Genomic DNA, 14,241 nt, shown 5'->3' on the forward strand with positions numbered 1-14,241 from the left:
TTAAAACGCACATTTTTGAACGCCTAAAACTAACAAACTGTCGTGCGCCAGATGGTCACTCTGTTCTTTTTGTTATTTTAATGTTTCAACATGTTCATTTTATCAATATTAACTGTTTTACGGTTTCGATAAAGAGCCATTAAGATAGCTAAACCTACCGCAGCTTCGGCCGCTGCAAGTGAAATCGTAAAGACAGCAAAAACTTGACCTGTAATAGACGGTATCATCCCAAATTTGCTAAAAGCTACTAAGTTAATATTGACAGAGTTAAGCATAAGCTCAATTGAAATTAGGACTATAACAGTATTTCGTTTTGTGAGAGCACCATACAAGCCGATACAAAATAAAATTAGCGCTAGTGCCAAGTAGGCTGAAATTGGAACAGAGCTCATTCCGAATCCGCCTCCTTTTCATCATCTTCATCTTTTTTCGCCAAAATAATTGCCCCGATTAAAGCAACTAAAAGGACAACAGATGTAAGTTCAAACGGAATGACATATTTAGAAAATAAAGTCTCCCCAATCTGTTCTGTATTTGCTTCATGCAATGTATTTGGCTGTTCCGGAAATTCTAGGTCATAGATTCCAATATAAACAGCAAATGCAAATCCAAGAACACCTAAAAAGACAAAGAACTTTCGCCATTTCCCAACTTGAGACACACTATGATCGTCATGACGTGTCAACATAATTCCAAAGAGCATAATAATCGTAATTGCACCTGAATAAACTAACACTTGTACTGCTGCAATAAACTCGGCAGATAACAAGACATATATTCCTGCAATACTGACAAAGGTAAAGACAAGTGAAACAACCATATGCACAACATTGGAAAGTCTTAGTAAGAGCACGCCGCCTATCACTGCTACTAATGCAAGAGAAAGAAACGCAATGAATTCACCTGATAACGTCATGCTTTATTCACCTTCCGTATATTGTCATCATTTTCATCTAACCATTCTAGATCTTTAAACAACTCATCACGGCTATATTGAGCCAATTCAAAGTTGTTTGTCATAATGATTGCTTCTGTTGGGCAAACTTCCGTACACAAATCGCAGAGAATACAAATCTCAAAATTAATATCGTACGTATCAATAATTTTCCCTTTTTTATTTGGATCAGGGTGCTTTTTTCCAGTTAATTGAATGCAGTCAGTTGGACAAATATTCGCACACTGATTACAAACAATGCACTTTTCTGGATAAAATTTCTGTATTCCGCGAAATCGATCTGGCAGCGGAATCGACTGATTAGGATAGTCATAGGTTACCTTTTCTCGAGTCAAATTTTTTAAGGTGTATTTCAAACCTTTCGTTAATCCGAGCACGTATTTCACCCCTTGTTTTTAAAAAATTAACAACCTGTAACATGATTACTTAGCCTAGAATAGCTTTAAAATTTTCTTTTACTATAGCTGTTAAAAAGATATTTGCTAAAGCTACCGGCAACAAGACCTTCCAAGCAAACTCCATCAGTTGGTCTCCACGTAACCGTGGGAATGTTATTCTAAACCACATGAGAAGGAAAAATACAAGACTGAATTTTAAAGCAAACCAGACAGCCCCAGGGATAAATCCTAAAAATGGTAAAGGCAACCATCCACCTAAAAATAATATTGTTGTTAAAGACGCCATTGCGAAAACATACACATACTCTGAAAGCATAAAAAACGCCCAACGGAAACCTGAATATTCAACATGGAACCCAGAAATTAATTCTGATTCAGCTTCAGGCAAATCAAACGGTGCACGGTTCAGTTCCGCTACTGATGCTATAAGAAAAACGATAAATGCTACTGGCTGTAAAAGAATGAACCAAGCTTTTTCCTGTGCTAATACAATATCATTAAGATTCAAGCTTCCGGCTAAAAAAACAACGCCTAACACCGACATCACAAGTGGAATTTCATAAGAAATCATTTGTGCTGCGGCACGCATCCCCCCAAGCAGGGCATATTTGTTGTTAGATGCCCAGCTACCTGTTACAACTCCAACTACTGTTAAACCAGAAATAGCAATGTAATAGAGAAAGCCTACTCCTATATCAGCAAATTGAAATTTATCTGTAAAAGGAAGGGTTGCCAACACCATAAATGCAGGTGCAAACGCAATCACTGGCGCAATGATAAACAATGGTCTATCAGCGGCTTTAGGAATCGTATCTTCCTTAAGCAAAAGCTTTAATACGTCTGCAACCGATTGTAATAATCCCCAACGGCCGCCAACTTGATTGGGTCCGTGACGAAGCTGCATAAATCCCATTACTTTCCGTTCTGCTAAAATTGCGTAAGCAACGAACCCCAAGACGATAAACAAAAAAACGACAGCAAGCAAAAAGAAAATCCCAAAGTTCAATAAACCCGGACTGGAGTGCAGTAAATCTTCGATCATTAACCGTCCACCTCCCCAAGGACTATATCAATTGCTCCTAAAATCGCAACTAAATTAGCAATATTTTGGCCTATTAATAATTTTGGGAGAATTTGAAGATTATAAAATGACGGTCTTCTAAACTTAAGTCGATACGGTTCTTTTTTACCGTCACTTGCAATGTAGCAACCAATCTCGCCACGAGGAGACTCGATTCGGACGAATGCCTCCCCTTTAGGAGCCTTAATGATTCTTGGCACCTTTGCCATAATATCCCCATCCTTTGGGAATTGATCAGCCGCCTGTTCTAAAATTTTTAATGACTCTTCTATTTCTTCAATACGAAGATGGTAACGTGACCATACATCCCCCTCTTCACGAACTGGGACATCGAAGTCAAAGCGGTCATAAATAGAATATGGTTCATCTTTGCGCAAGTCCCACTTTACTCCTGTACAACGTAAGGTCGGTCCACTTAAGGAATAATTTATCGCATCTTCCTTCGAATATTTCCCAATACCTTTTACACGATTCATAAATATCTCGTTTCCTGTTACTAAAGTGTGGTAACCTTCTAGCTGTTGACGCATATATGGAATAAATTCTTTTACTTTCTCTATCCAACCTTCTGGTGCGTCCCATTTTACCCCACCAACACGCATATAATTAAAAGTTAATCGTGCTCCTGATAATTCATTTAACAGGTTAATAATCATTTCACGTTCACGGAATGCATAAAGGAATGGACTCACTGCCCCTAGGTCAAGTAGAAAAGTACCCCATGAAACAAGATGACTAGCAACTCGACCTAATTCCATTGCCATTACTCTTAAATACTCTGCTCGTTCTGGAATTTCTAAGCCCATCATTGTTTCAACTGCATGACAAATTACATAGTTATTCGTCATCGCAGATAAGTAATCCATCCGATCTGTATATGGAATAATCTGTGTATATTGAAGGTTTTCAGCTAATTTTTCCGTTCCGCGATGCAAATAACCAATAACAGGTTTTGCTTCTTTTATAATCTCTCCGTCAACTGTAACAACGAGACAAAACACACCGTGCGTACTAGGATGCTGAGGTCCAACGTTTAATATCATTTCTTCTGTTCGAATCATAGTTACACCTCCACATCATACGGCTCATAGTCTTTTCTTAATGGGTGACCAACCCAATCTTCACCAAGCAAGATCCGATGTAAGTTCGGATGCCCTTTAAATTTAACACCTAATAAATCGTAAGTTTCACACTCAGTCCAGTCAACTCCTGCCCATAAAGGTTGCAGTGAATCAATTTCAGGTTCATCTCGGTCAATCTTCACTTTGAGTGCAACGGACTGACGGTTTTTATATGAATAAAAATGAACATATATTTCTATATGTGTTTGGAAATCAGTCCCATGTAAATCTGATAAGTAATCAAATCCAAGTTGTTCATTATATTTTAGAAACTCAGCAACTTTATAATAAGTATTAGGGTAAGCTACTAATGTTGGGACATCTTTTGACAATGGGTTAATATAAGAATCTTCTAGAACCTCTTTACCAAGGTGTTCTTCGATTACTTTTACATATTTATCAAGGTATGGTTGGTTTGGTGACGGCTTTCTTTCTTCAGTAGCTTCAACAGCATTAGTAGATTTTTTTGTTCCTTTTGTTTTTGCGGCAGCAGCAGCGGCAGCTTTTGCTTTTGCAGCTGCAATCGCTTTGGCCTTTGCATCATCTCCAACACTTGATTTCGCTTTTGCAGCGGCCTTTGCTAACGCAGCAGCTTTTGCCTTTGCGGCGGCAGCCGCCTTTTGTTTCGCTATATCTTTAGTAGTTTCTTCACTTGTTGGACCTTCTGTTGACTTCGCTTTCATTTTTGCTAATGCAGCAGCTTTGGCCTTCGCGGCAGCGGCCGCTTTTTGTTTCGCTATATCTTCGGTTTCTTCACTAGTTGAGCCTTCACTTGACTTTGCTTTCATTTTTGCTAATGCAGCAGCTTTTGCCTTCGCAACAGCGGCCGCCTTTTGTTTCGCTATATCCTCGGTTTCTTCATCTGTTGAGCCTTCACTTGACTTTGCTTTCATTTTTGCTAATGCAGCAGCTTTAGCCTTCGCGGCAGCTTCCTTTTTTAATTGTTCAAGGTCCTTTTCATCGCTCATGGATTAAATCACCTTCTTCCCAGTCTTTGCCTCATAACGAATTTTTTCTTGTAGCTTATTAATGCCATAAATTAATGCAGCTGGGTTAGGTGGACATCCTGGAATGTAAACATCGACAGGAACAATTTGATCTACACCTTTTACGACTGAATATGATTTAATATATGGTCCTCCTGCCGTTGCACATGAACCCATTGCAATCACCCATTTTGGTTCAGGCATTTGATCATATAAACGGCGTACAATAGGCGCCATTTTCTTTGTAACAGTTCCCGATACAATCATGACATCAGATTGACGAGGTGATGCACGGAAAAATGATCCATGACGGTCTAAATCATAATGAGAAGATCCTACCCCCATCATTTCAATCGCACAGCATGCAAGTCCAAATGTCATTGGCCATAAAGAATTACTTCGAGCCCACGCCTTAATTTGTTCAAGTGTAGCAACAAATACATTACGCTTTAGCTCTTCCATTTCTTCAGGTGAAATATCATTTAGTTTTAAATCCATTTTAACACCTTCTTCTTCCATGCATAAACAAGTCCAATGGTGAGCATAAACACGAAGATAAGCATTTCAATTAATGCAAAAATCCCCAGATTTTCATAAGCGACTGCCCATGGATATAAAAAGACAGTCTCGACATCAAATATTAAAAATAATAAGGCAAAAATGTAGTAGCGGATATTGAACTGGATTCGTGAATCGTGAAAAGGTTCAAGTCCACTCTCATAAGTGGTATACTTCGCTTCACTCGGTGAATAAGGACGCAGAAGCTTCCCCAGAAATAGAGCCACTATTGGTAATAAGATACCTAGACATAGGAACACAAAGACAATCAAATAGTTATTCTGATATAAGTTCAAGAGTTCCATGCCCATCCCCTCCAATGTGATAAAATTTTCGTACTTCAAATTGTAGCCGAGACCATTATAACACTGTTATAAATAAGTGTCGACAAGCCCTATGTATTATATTTGAATTTATTTCAACCTTAAAAAATTATCATTTTTTATCACTTAACTAACTGCTAAACTCAAAAAAATCAAAACCTTTTACTACAAGCCAAGTTGTTTTATTTCTAATTTTTCACTGGAAAAGAACAAAAGTATCTTTTTCCAAAACATATGCTTTTGTCAATATTTAATGACCTTTCTCCGGAAATTTCTTTTTAAATAAAACATAATATTAGCTGTTACTTAAATATAGATTTACGCTCACCCATCCTCTAACACTATTTATCAACCAAACCTTTGAAAATTGCGGCAGTTCATTAAGATAGATTATTCTTTCTTCTATTTCACCATTTTTTAACAATTGTGCTCTAAATGTTCCTGGGAGAAGTCCACAGCTTATTGGCGGGGTATATTTTTTACCGTTCGTTTCGACAACAATATTCCCATTTATAAACTCAGTTACTTCCTTACGATTGTTCCATAATAGTACGTCATCAATCTGATCGTTTATTAAATCACTATACGCTTCATATATACTGCGATTTGTAGTTTTATGATAAAAGAACACATTTGTGCGATCAATCGGGCGATCAGCAATAACTACACGCTTCTTTTGATTAACCCTTTCTGTGATCGGCTGTCCCTCGACTGTCACATCCCCATGCTTATTAACAAGCAGTCTTACTTTTCCGATAAAGTTCGATCGCTTTACGTTAAATTGCTGTAATGCTTCGCTAATCTTTTTGATATAAATAGGATAATTAAAATATTTTGCCGATGCTTGTAAACGTTTGAGATGATGTTCATATAAGCTATATTGCCCATTTTGTAATCGAAATGTTTCAAGCAACTGAAAAGGTACTGACTTAACACTTAGAATAGCTGCCTTTGCAAACACTTCATCATATTCTTCTTTTTCTTGTGAATTAGCTGTTATCCCTCCGCCTGCACTATACTCCGCAATTCCCTTAGTAGAATCAATTATGACTGTTCTTATTGGTACGTTGAAAACCGCCTCTCCCCCTGGACATATATAACCGATAGCACCGCAGTAGACTCCACGCGGAGAATCCTCTAACTTGGCGATTAAATCCATTGCACTTGACTTAGAAACTCCTGTAACCGATCCAGATGGGAAAAGAGCTGTTAAAATCTCTTCTAAGCTTGCATCCTCTTTTGTTTTGGTCTTTATTGTTGAAGTCATTTGCCAAACTGTTGGGTACTTTTCTATGTTAAAAAGACTTGATACAGGAGCAGTACTTTCTTTTGCAACAGTACACAACTCATCTTGCAACAATTCAACGACCATTTTATTTTCCGTTTTATTTTTCGAAGAATTTTTTAACCAGCTATAATTTTCTTCATCTTCTTCCAGCCACCGTCCTCTTCTTGCAGTCCCCTTCATTGGTCTTGTTGTCAGCTCTTTACCATCCCATTTGAAAAATAATTCTGGCGATGCTGATAAAATTTTAAACCTCCCAGTATCTAAATAAGCTTGATAATCTGAATTTTGAGCGTTGCTTAAATGATCAAATAGCAATCTGTCGTTTCCCTTAAATTTCGCTTTTAGACGCATCGTATAATTTACTTGCTTTGTCTGTTTAAGTTTAATGGCACTTTTAATTGTACGAATTTTTTCATTATACTCTTGCTGTTTTATCGTTGAAATCCAACTCCCAAGTTCATAACTACCTTTTGTTATTTTCAAATCCTGTGTTTTTATTTCGGGGAAAATTCCAAACCATAATAGAGGCATATCTCCTGCATCACAAACTGAATAAGTTTTATTAAATGCCGGTGCTGCTTCATATGCAATATAACCAGCTGCATAGTAGCCCTGTTTAGTATATTTCAATATTTTTTTTAACGACTGACGAACTTCATCGACTGTCCAAGCTACAACTTCGTGTATCGGATTTGTAAAAATCATCTTCTGTTTTTTATCATTTATTCCTTTAAAATGAAAGAAAAGCGTACGTTTGTTGTTGTTTATCAATGTTCATCTCACTCCTTATAACTTGCTCAAAAAAACCCTCTGGCCATCGCCAAAGGGTTTTTTGTTCAATTATATTTTACGTTGGGCTACCGAAATACGGTTGATTGCCCGTTGAAGCGCGAGTTCTGCTCGTTTGAAATCAATATTTTCTTGCCGTTGTTGACGTAGACGTTCTTCCGCACGTTCTTTTGCACGTAAAGCACGATCAACGTCAATATTCTCTGATTTCTCAGCAGCTTGCGCTAATATTGTTACTTGCTCAGATCGAACTTCTAAAAGTCCGCCGGTTACAGCAACATATTCTGTTTTTCCATCTTTTATTAAACGGATGGCGCCAATTTGTAACGGTGCCACCATTGGAATGTGACCAGGTAAAATTCCAAGCTCACCGCTCTGAGCCTTTGTACTTACCATTTCCACATCTGACTCATATACTGGGCCATCAGGAGTAACAACACTGACTTTCATCGTCTTCATTTTTTACCCTCCTGATCCGTAATTAAACCTCTACGCCCATATTCTTTGCATTCTCAATCACATCTTCAATCGTTCCTACTAGACGGAACGCATCTTCTGGAAGGTGGTCGTATTTACCTTCTAAAATTTCTTTGAAACCACGAACAGTTTCTTTTACTGGAACGTATGATCCTGGCTGTCCAGTAAATTGCTCAGCTACGTGGAAGTTCTGTGATAAGAAAAACTGAATACGGCGTGCACGGTTTACAACTTGCTTATCCTCATCAGAAAGCTCGTCCATACCTAAAATCGCGATAATATCTTGTAATTCTTTATAACGTTGCAACGTTTGTTGTACTTTACGAGCAACATTGTAGTGTTCTTCCCCTACAATCTCTGGTGATAATGCACGAGAAGTAGAAGCAAGTGGATCAACTGCTGGATAAATACCCATTTCTGAAAGTTTACGCTCCAAGTTTGTCGTCGCATCTAAGTGAGCAAATGTCGTCGCAGGAGCAGGGTCAGTATAGTCGTCCGCCGGTACATAAATTGCTTGAATTGATGTTACAGAACCAACATTTGTTGATGTAATTCGTTCTTGTAATCTACCCATTTCTGTTGCAAGTGTCGGTTGATACCCTACCGCAGATGGCATCCGTCCTAATAAAGCTGAAACTTCAGAACCTGCTTGTGTAAAACGGAAAATATTATCAATAAAGAACAATACATCCTGACCTTGTTCATCACGGAAATACTCAGCCATTGTTAATCCAGTTAACGCCACACGCATACGTGCTCCTGGAGGCTCATTCATTTGTCCGAATACCATTGCTGTTTTATTGATTACACCTGAATCTGACATTTCATAATAGAGGTCATTACCTTCACGAGTACGTTCTCCAACGCCAGCGAAAACAGAAATACCTCCATGCTCTTGTGCAATGTTATTAATTAATTCTTGAATTAAAACTGTTTTACCTACACCAGCACCACCAAAAAGACCAATTTTACCACCTTTTATATATGGAGCAAGTAAGTCAACAACTTTAATTCCTGTTTCAAGAATTTCAGCTTCAGTAGAAAGCTGCTCAAACTTTGGCGCTTCTTTATGAATTGCATCACGACGAACATCTAAAGACAACGGTTCATCTAAATCAATTGATTCACCTAGAACGTTGAATACACGCCCTAATGTTACATCTCCAACAGGTACAGAAATTGGTGCACCTGTATTAATAACTTCAGTTCCACGTGTTAAACCATCAGTAGAAGCCATAGCAATTGTACGAACAGTATCATCACCTAAGTGAAGAGCTACTTCAAGAGTTAATTTAATATTAACTCCTGAGTCACTATCCGCTTGTTGATCAATGACTAATGCGTTATAGATCTCAGGAAGGTGTCCGCTTTCAAACTTTACGTCAACAACCGGACCCATAACTTGAAGAACATGTCCTTTGCTCATCTTTTTCCCTCCTAACGTACTCTGTAGACAATATAAAGTATAGGGGACCATAGATACTTTAAAAGAAAAATTTGAATCTGGCATTATTTCATGTCTGATCATACGACAAATATATTCCTAAAAATTCTCTTCGTTCTTTTTTGTACCCCACTTAATCGAAGTATCCATGGTCAAAACTTCATTTAACGGTAAGTAAGTTTAATTTTTATTTTTTGACGGATTGTTTTACATTACTCTAAAGCTGCGGCACCAGCAACAATTTCTGAAATTTCTTGTGTAATCGCTGCCTGACGCGCACGGTTATAACTAAGAGTAAGTGAATCAATTCGTTCCATTGCATTATCGGTAGCACTTTTCATTGCCGTCATTCGAGAAGCATGTTCACTTGCTTTACTATCAAGTAATGCTCCAAATATTAAGCTCTCTGCATACTGTGGTAATAGGACTTCTAAAATCTCAGTTGCAGATGGCTCAAACTCATATGAAGTAAGCTTTTTAGAAGAAGAAATATCCGTAAGCGGCAACAGCTTCTTCTCTGTTACAACATGCTGAATAGCACTGACAAAATGATTATAATGTAAATATAGTTCATCAAATGTCCCATCAATAAATAACCCTACTGTTTTACTTACGATATCTTTCAGTTCAGTAAAAGACGGATGGTCAGGTAATGAAACTATATCTAGAACGACATTTGCGCCGCGTTTAACAAAAAACTCACGTCCGACTTTACCGAGTGCAATAATCGCATACTCATCATTAGATTTGTGCCGTTCTTGAATTGTTTTATAAACGTGGCGTAAAACATTGCTGTCAAAAGCTCCAGCTAAACCACGATCAGTAGTAATAACTAAATAACCATTTTTTTTAATTGGACGGGATTTCATCATAGGATGAGATACGTCTTTACTTCCATTTGCAATTGAAGAAACAACTTCTTGCATTTTTTCCATATAAGGAACAAAAGACTTTGCGTTTCTTTCTGCTCGATTTAACTTCGCAGCAGAAACCATTTCCATTGCTTTCGTAATTTGACTCGTCTTTTTAGTAGACGTAATTCGAGACTTTATGTCGCGTAAAGATCCCACAGGCTCTCACCACCCTCTTTAAAAGTTTCTAAAGACCTTTATTCAGAAACTGCGAACGTTTTCTTAAAGTCATTAATTGCTGATTTCATATCTTCATCAGATGGTAACGCCTTAGTTGTACGAATTTGATCTAATAACTCAGAACGGTTGTGATCTAACCAGCTATAAAACTCCAATTCGAAACGACGTATATCCCCTACAGGGATATCATCTAAGAAGCCGCGTGTTAATGCGTAAAGAATTGCAACTTGCTTCTCAACTTTAATCGGTTTATTTAAATCCTGTTTTAATACTTCAACTGTACGGGCACCGCGCGCAAGTTTTGCTTGGGTCGCCTTATCTAAATCAGAACCAAATTGAGCAAATGCTTCAAGTTCACGGTATGCTGCTAAGTCAAGACGAAGCGTACCTGAAACTTTTTTCATTGCCTTAATTTGAGCTGCGCCACCAACACGTGAAACTGATAATCCTGCGTTAATAGCTGGTCGTACACCAGAGAAGAATAAATCTGACTGTAAGAAAATTTGACCATCTGTAATCGAAATAACGTTTGTTGGGATATAAGCAGAAATATCCCCTGCTTGTGTTTCAACGAACGGAAGTGCAGTAAGTGATCCGCCGCCTTTTGCATCACTTAATTTAGCAGCTCTTTCTAATAAACGAGAGTGTAAATAGAAAACATCACCAGGATATGCTTCCCGTCCTGGAGGACGACGTAACAATAAAGAAAGTTCACGATAAGCAACTGCTTGTTTTGAAAGGTCATCATAAACAACAAGCACGTGTTTTCCGTTATACATAAATTCCTCACCCATGGCTACACCAGCATAAGGAGCCAAATAAAGAAGAGGAGCCGGCTGAGAAGCAGAGGCAGATACAACGATTGTGTAGTCCAATGCTCCGTATTTACGTAATGTTTCAACTGCGTTTCGTACTGTTGATTCTTTTTGTCCGATCGCAACATAAATACAAATCATCTCTTGATTTGCTTGATTTAGGATTGTATCAATTGCTACAGACGTTTTCCCAGTTTGACGGTCACCGATGATTAATTCCCGTTGGCCACGTCCAATTGGTACTAATGCATCGATTGCTTTAATACCTGTCTGTAGTGGCTCATGAACAGATTTACGATCCATTACTCCGGGAGCAGGATACTCAATTGGACGAGCTTTGGTTGTATTAATTGGTCCCATTCCGTCAATTGGTTGTCCTAGCGGATTAACAACACGACCTATTAACTCCTCACCTACAGGAACCTCCATAATACGTCCTGTACGTCGAACCTCATCGCCTTCACGAATTTCTGTATATGGACCGAGAATAACAATACCTACATTATTTTCTTCAAGGTTTTGAGCCATTCCCATGACGCCATTTGAAAATTCAACAAGCTCACCAGCCATGACATTGTCGAGGCCATGAGCAAGAGCGATACCGTCCCCAATTTGGATAACAGTACCTACATCACTAACTTTTATTTCTGACTGATAGTTTTCAATTTGCTTTTTTATCAGTGCACTAATTTCTTCAGCTTTGATGCTCATGAGTTTCACCCCTATCTACGAATCTTTAGCCTAATAGTTGCCGTTCAAGACGCTCAATTTTACCACGGACACTACCATCGAATATCCGATTACCAATTTGGAGCTTTACTCCACCGAGCAATTGAGAGTCAACAACATTATTAATAAGTAATGCTTTTTTGCCAACCTTTTTGGCAAAAGCAGCAGATAATGCTTTTAATTCTTCGTCTGTTAACGGACGAGCACTATATGCTATTGCTTCTGCAATACCTTTCTTATCATGTGCAAGCTCAATAAAATGATAAACAACACTAGTTATTTGATCTTCACGATGACGTTCAACCAAAATCATGAGCGTGTTTAGCACAAAAGGATTTACATTAGCAAAAGCAATCTTTAAAATCTCCTTCTTTTTGTTAATTGGAAGCTTCGGAGATTTTAATATAGTCATTAAGTTTAATTCCTTTTCAAACACACGCTGGACTACACGAAGCTCTTCTTCCACTTGCTCTATAATCTTATGTTCTTTTGCTAATTCAAAAAGAGCGATCGCATAACGCTTTGCTACTGTCGAGTTACTCATCGCTTTTCAACCGCCTCTTGGATATAGTCGTTAATGAGCTTTTCTTGATCTTCAATACTCAATTCCTTCTCAATAACTTTTGAAGCGATTAACACAGATAAGGAAGCCACTTGTTCACGAATTGCTGCAACTGCTTGTTCTTTTTGTTGTTCAATTTGAAGTTTAGCAGATTCAATCATCCGCTCACCTTCGGCACGTGATGCTGAAATAATGTCTTCACGTTGAACTTCACCTTGTTTTTTCGCATTTTCAATTAATGCTTGAGCTTCATGTCGAGCTTCTTTCAAAAGCTTGCGCTGTTCTTCTAAAAATTTATTTGCTTCCAGACGGCTTTTTTCTGCAGCATCAATTTCATTAGCTATATGATCTTCGCGCTGCTTCATTACGTTTAATAACGGACCCCAAGCGAACTTTTTTAGCAACGCTAATAAAATAAGAATCGTAATCAGCTGGTAAATTGCGTCTCCAGGTGTCCAGGCAGACGCTAGTACAAAACCGTTTGTTAACAAGATAGGTTCACTCCCTTCAAGAGTCGTTCACTTATTTATTCACGAGTAATTCGCTTTTATTGCTACATAAAGGAATGGCGAAGGTTCTAATGAATGATCTTCGCCTTTTTGAACTTTTTTTTATCGAAGATTATCTTCCTTGTACCATAAATGCAATAACTGCGCCCATGATTGGAATCGCCTCTACGAATGCAATCCCGATAAACATAGTTGTTTGTAACATACCACGTGCTTCTGGTTGACGAGCCATTCCTTCTACTGTTTTTGAAACGATCATACCGTTACCTAGACCAGCACCTAATCCAGCTAGTCCAATTGCAATTGCTGCTGCTAAAGCACCCATTCTAAATTTCCTCCTTTAATGTATTAAAAATTATTGAATAATCATTTTTGTTCATGTTATGAACAGGTTATATATTAATGGTCTGAACTCACTTTATGTGAGATATAAACCATTGTTAATAATGTAAAAATAAATGCTTGGATTGCCCCTACAAACATACTAAATCCTTGCCATGCCATCATAGGAAGGACAGCACCAACAGCGCCGAAAACACTGCTAGTTCCTAATCCAGCTAGTAAACCGAGAAGAACCTCACCCGCATAAAGGTTACCGTAAAGACGGAGACCAAGGCTGAGCGTATTTGCAAATTCCTCAATAATCTTAAATGGGAACATGAATCCAACAGGTCTGAAATAATCACGACCGTATTCTTTCATTCCCTTCATTTTTACACCATAATAATGTGATAAACCGACAACCATAACAGCTAATGATAGCGTTACGACCGGATCAGCAGTTGGTGATTTCCACCATAATTCATCGTCAACGACAAATGCAAAAGGAAGTCCTAACATATTGGCTACAAATACATACATAATGAGTGTTAAACCAAGCATAAGAAAACGTCCGCCTGTTTTCCAGTCCATTGAATTGTTAATAATTCCTTTTACAAAATCAACTATCCATTCCATGAAATTTTGCATACCAGTTGGCTTCATTGCTAATGTTCTGGTTCCGATTACTGCAATGATGAAGACAATGACACTAGTAACTGTAATCATCAAAACGTTAGAAAGATTAAAACTAAGTCCTAAAAACTCGTATATAGGGTCTTTATGGCCCACGACAT

The 14,241-nt window shown here is 38.0% G+C and carries 17 protein-coding genes; all 17 read right to left on the bottom strand.

Annotated features, from left to right (window positions below; all coding sequences use genetic code 11):
* Positions 1-77 precede the first annotated feature (77 nt).
* The 17 genes from nuoK to atpB all read right to left on the bottom strand — a co-directional run bounded on the left by nuoK (position 78) and on the right by atpB (position 14,236).
* A complete protein-coding gene (gene nuoK, locus K6959_RS15095) occupies positions 78-392 on the bottom strand; it encodes an NADH-quinone oxidoreductase subunit NuoK (RefSeq protein WP_163241004.1) in 315 nt (104 codons plus the stop codon).
* Positions 389-916: an NADH-quinone oxidoreductase subunit J gene (locus K6959_RS15100; RefSeq protein WP_163241002.1), complete on the bottom strand. Its 528-nt coding sequence runs from the start codon at positions 914-916 to the stop codon at positions 389-391. The genes nuoK and K6959_RS15100 overlap by 4 nt, the downstream gene beginning before the upstream one ends.
* Positions 913-1,332 (bottom strand): NADH-quinone oxidoreductase subunit NuoI, encoded by a 420-nt coding sequence (nuoI, locus tag K6959_RS15105; RefSeq protein ID WP_163241000.1) that lies wholly within the window; start codon positions 1,330-1,332, stop codon positions 913-915. The genes K6959_RS15100 and nuoI overlap by 4 nt, the downstream gene beginning before the upstream one ends.
* 49 nt (positions 1,333-1,381) lie before the next feature.
* The gene (nuoH, locus tag K6959_RS15110; protein ID WP_223086917.1) at positions 1,382-2,395 is read right to left on the bottom strand and encodes an NADH-quinone oxidoreductase subunit NuoH; all 1,014 of its coding nucleotides are present in this window, start codon (positions 2,393-2,395) and stop codon (positions 1,382-1,384) included.
* On the bottom strand, positions 2,395-3,495 hold the full coding sequence (locus K6959_RS15115) for an NADH-quinone oxidoreductase subunit D (protein ID WP_223086919.1): 1,101 nt from the start codon (positions 3,493-3,495) through the stop codon (positions 2,395-2,397). The genes nuoH and K6959_RS15115 overlap by 1 nt, the downstream gene beginning before the upstream one ends.
* Positions 3,496-3,497: 2 nt before the next feature.
* The gene (locus K6959_RS15120; RefSeq protein WP_223086920.1) at positions 3,498-4,523 is read right to left on the bottom strand and encodes an NADH-quinone oxidoreductase subunit C; all 1,026 of its coding nucleotides are present in this window, start codon (positions 4,521-4,523) and stop codon (positions 3,498-3,500) included.
* 3 nt (positions 4,524-4,526) lie between these two features.
* Positions 4,527-5,039, bottom strand: a complete 513-nt coding sequence (locus K6959_RS15125) for a NuoB/complex I 20 kDa subunit family protein (RefSeq protein ID WP_163240992.1) — start codon at positions 5,037-5,039, stop codon at positions 4,527-4,529.
* Positions 5,030-5,404: an NADH-quinone oxidoreductase subunit A gene (locus K6959_RS15130; RefSeq protein ID WP_163240990.1), complete on the bottom strand. Its 375-nt coding sequence runs from the start codon at positions 5,402-5,404 to the stop codon at positions 5,030-5,032. The genes K6959_RS15125 and K6959_RS15130 overlap by 10 nt, the downstream gene beginning before the upstream one ends.
* A gap of 313 nt (positions 5,405-5,717) precedes the next feature.
* Positions 5,718-7,481, bottom strand: a complete 1,764-nt coding sequence (locus K6959_RS15135; protein ID WP_163240988.1) for a chorismate-binding protein — start codon at positions 7,479-7,481, stop codon at positions 5,718-5,720.
* A 69-nt stretch (positions 7,482-7,550) separates the two neighbouring features.
* Positions 7,551-7,958 (bottom strand): F0F1 ATP synthase subunit epsilon, encoded by a 408-nt coding sequence (locus tag K6959_RS15140; protein ID WP_163240986.1) that lies wholly within the window; start codon positions 7,956-7,958, stop codon positions 7,551-7,553.
* Positions 7,959-7,980: 22 nt separating this feature from the next.
* Positions 7,981-9,402: a F0F1 ATP synthase subunit beta gene (gene atpD, locus K6959_RS15145; protein WP_163240984.1), complete on the bottom strand. Its 1,422-nt coding sequence runs from the start codon at positions 9,400-9,402 to the stop codon at positions 7,981-7,983.
* A 230-nt stretch (positions 9,403-9,632) separates the two neighbouring features.
* Positions 9,633-10,490 (bottom strand): ATP synthase F1 subunit gamma, encoded by an 858-nt coding sequence (gene atpG / locus K6959_RS15150; protein WP_223086922.1) that lies wholly within the window; start codon positions 10,488-10,490, stop codon positions 9,633-9,635.
* A gap of 38 nt (positions 10,491-10,528) precedes the next feature.
* Complete coding sequence (gene atpA / locus K6959_RS15155; RefSeq protein ID WP_163240979.1) at positions 10,529-12,037, bottom strand: F0F1 ATP synthase subunit alpha; 1,509 nt, start codon at positions 12,035-12,037, stop codon at positions 10,529-10,531.
* 25 nt (positions 12,038-12,062) lie between these two features.
* The gene (locus K6959_RS15160) at positions 12,063-12,599 is read right to left on the bottom strand and encodes a F0F1 ATP synthase subunit delta (protein ID WP_163240977.1); all 537 of its coding nucleotides are present in this window, start codon (positions 12,597-12,599) and stop codon (positions 12,063-12,065) included.
* Complete coding sequence (atpF, locus tag K6959_RS15165) at positions 12,596-13,108, bottom strand: F0F1 ATP synthase subunit B (protein ID WP_163240975.1); 513 nt, start codon at positions 13,106-13,108, stop codon at positions 12,596-12,598. The genes K6959_RS15160 and atpF overlap by 4 nt, the downstream gene beginning before the upstream one ends.
* 130 nt (positions 13,109-13,238) lie before the next feature.
* On the bottom strand, positions 13,239-13,451 hold the full coding sequence (gene atpE, locus K6959_RS15170; protein WP_163240973.1) for a F0F1 ATP synthase subunit C: 213 nt from the start codon (positions 13,449-13,451) through the stop codon (positions 13,239-13,241).
* A gap of 74 nt (positions 13,452-13,525) precedes the next feature.
* Entirely contained in the window at positions 13,526-14,236 is a 711-nt protein-coding gene (gene atpB, locus K6959_RS15175) for a F0F1 ATP synthase subunit A (RefSeq protein ID WP_163240971.1), read from the bottom strand.
* Between the last annotated feature and the right edge of the window lie 5 nt (positions 14,237-14,241).

Origin of the sequence: Bacillus aquiflavi (assembly GCF_019915265.1) — a bacterium.
In the GTDB taxonomy this organism is placed as follows: Bacteria; Bacillota; Bacilli; order Bacillales; family Cytobacillaceae; genus Bacillus_BT; species Bacillus_BT aquiflavi.

Coding starts and splice junctions, on each gene's coding strand:
- nuoK (WP_163241004.1), bottom strand. CDS start 392: ATGAGCTCTGTTCCAATTTCAGCCTACTTGGCACTAGCGCTAATTTTA.
- K6959_RS15100 (WP_163241002.1), bottom strand. CDS start 916: ATGACGTTATCAGGTGAATTCATTGCGTTTCTTTCTCTTGCATTAGTA.
- nuoH (WP_223086917.1), bottom strand. CDS start 2,395: ATGATCGAAGATTTACTGCACTCCAGTCCGGGTTTATTGAACTTTGGG.
- K6959_RS15115 (WP_223086919.1), bottom strand. CDS start 3,495: ATGATTCGAACAGAAGAAATGATATTAAACGTTGGACCTCAGCATCCT.
- K6959_RS15120 (WP_223086920.1), bottom strand. CDS start 4,523: ATGAGCGATGAAAAGGACCTTGAACAATTAAAAAAGGAAGCTGCCGCG.
- K6959_RS15125 (WP_163240992.1), bottom strand. CDS start 5,039: ATGGATTTAAAACTAAATGATATTTCACCTGAAGAAATGGAAGAGCTA.
- K6959_RS15130 (WP_163240990.1), bottom strand. CDS start 5,404: ATGGAACTCTTGAACTTATATCAGAATAACTATTTGATTGTCTTTGTG.
- K6959_RS15140 (WP_163240986.1), bottom strand. CDS start 7,958: ATGAAGACGATGAAAGTCAGTGTTGTTACTCCTGATGGCCCAGTATAT.
- atpD (WP_163240984.1), bottom strand. CDS start 9,402: ATGAGCAAAGGACATGTTCTTCAAGTTATGGGTCCGGTTGTTGACGTA.
- atpA (WP_163240979.1), bottom strand. CDS start 12,037: ATGAGCATCAAAGCTGAAGAAATTAGTGCACTGATAAAAAAGCAAATT.
- K6959_RS15160 (WP_163240977.1), bottom strand. CDS start 12,599: ATGAGTAACTCGACAGTAGCAAAGCGTTATGCGATCGCTCTTTTTGAA.
- atpE (WP_163240973.1), bottom strand. CDS start 13,451: ATGGGTGCTTTAGCAGCAGCAATTGCAATTGGACTAGCTGGATTAGGT.